The organism is Streptomyces sp. MnatMP-M17 (assembly GCF_900091995.1).
Taxonomy (GTDB): Bacteria; Actinomycetota; Actinomycetes; order Streptomycetales; family Streptomycetaceae; genus Streptomyces.
Genome location: NZ_FMDK01001125.1, coordinates 1 through 1,612, shown reverse-complemented (window position 1 = coordinate 1,612; position 1,612 = coordinate 1). Strand labels below are relative to the sequence as shown.

Genomic DNA, 1,612 nt, shown 5'->3' with positions numbered 1-1,612 from the left:
TCACCGCCTATCCGTCGAGCCGGATCGCGGTGTCCGCGCGCCGGTTCGCCGAGCGGCTGGAGGAACCGGCCGGTCCCTCGCCGTCCACGCTGCCGCGCGAGTGGACAACGCTGTCGAAGGTCGAACAGCGCACCGCGACCTTCGCCGGGCGCGGCCTCGGCAACCGGGAGATCGCGGAACTGCTGTCGGTGAGCAGGCGCACGGTGGAGCTGAGACTGAGCAACACCTACCGCAAGCTGCGTATCACCGGTCGTGAGGAACTGTGCGAGCTGGTGAGGACCATGGAAGGACGGTCGACGGATGCTTCTTGAGCGGGACACCGAACTGGCGCATGTGGGCGCCGCTTTGAGAGCCGCAGAAGAAGGCCTGTCGTCGTCCATACTGCTGTCCGGCCCGCTCGGTATCGGAAGATCCGCCCTGCTGCGGCGACTGCCCGGCCTCTGCGCGGGCGAGGACGTACGCGTCCTGCGCGCGAACGCCGCCGCGACGGAGCAGGACTTCGCCTTCGGGGTGGTGCGCCAGCTCTTCGACAGTCTGGTGGCCGGTGCGCCGGAGGAGGACCGTACGCGCTGGGCACGGGACGCCTGCGACATCGCACACGGCACCGAGGACAGCCGGGCAGCCCTGTCCGAGGCGGTCCTGTACGGCCTCCGGTCGCTGCCGGCCGGCCTCGGGGAGAATGGCCGGCTGCTGATCCTCGTCGACGATCTGCAATGGGCGGACGTCCCTTCGCTGCGCTGGCTCGCCCATCTCGCCAAACGGCTGGACGGACTGCGCGCCGTACTCGTCTGCGCGCTCCGGGACGGAGAGCCGAGGGCCCGGCATCCTCTGGTACGCGAGGTCGCCCACACCGCCGCGCGTGTGCTGCGGCCCGCGCCGCTGTCGCTGGACGCGACCCGGGCCCTGATCCGTGAGCGGCGCGGCGGCCCGGGACACGAGGAGTACGCGCGCGCCTGCCACGAAGTCTCCGGCGGCAACCCGCTGTTCCTGATGTCGGTACTGCTGGGCACCGCGGCGCGCGGCTTCCCGCCGACCGCGGACCACATCGACCAGGTGCGCGCACTGCGGCCCGCCGAGCTGCGGGACCGGCTGGCGAGCCATCTGCGGACCCAGACACCCGCCGTACGCGACCTGGCCGCGGCGATCGCCGCGTTCGGCGACCACGCGGAACCCGCGCTCGTCGCGCAACTGGCCGGGCTGGACGAGATCGGCTTCGGCGCGGCGCGCCGCGCGCTGGACGAGACAGGGCTGCTGACCGGTGCCCGGGAGCCGCGTTTCACCCACCGTGTCGTCCAGGACGCGATCGAGTCCTCGATGACACCGGCCGAGCGCGAGCGCTCGCACGCCGGCGCTGCGGATCTGCTGTACCGCAGCGGCTGTCCGGCCGAACAGGTCGCCGCCCATCTGATGGCCGTCACCGGTCCGGGCCGCTCCTGGTCCGTACCGGTGCTGCGGTCCGCGGCCGACACGGCGCTGCGCCGGGGCGCGCCGGAGACCGCGGCCCGCTATCTGCGCCGCGCGCTGCTCGCCCACCGGGCCCAGGACACCGGCCGGGCCCGGCTGCTTGTCGATCTGGCCACCGCGGAGCGGGCGTTCGACGCGGAGGCGTGCG

2 protein-coding genes are annotated in these 1,612 nt (G+C 73.1%); both read left to right on the top strand.

The window, feature by feature from the left end; translation table 11 throughout:
* Window positions 1-311: LuxR C-terminal-related transcriptional regulator (locus GA0115259_RS36825; protein WP_141716859.1), on the top strand; the 311-nt coding region annotated here is incomplete at its 5' end.
* Window positions 301-1,612: ATP-binding protein (locus GA0115259_RS36820; RefSeq protein ID WP_161230583.1), on the top strand; the 1,312-nt coding region annotated here is incomplete at its 3' end. The genes GA0115259_RS36825 and GA0115259_RS36820, both read left to right, overlap by 11 nt.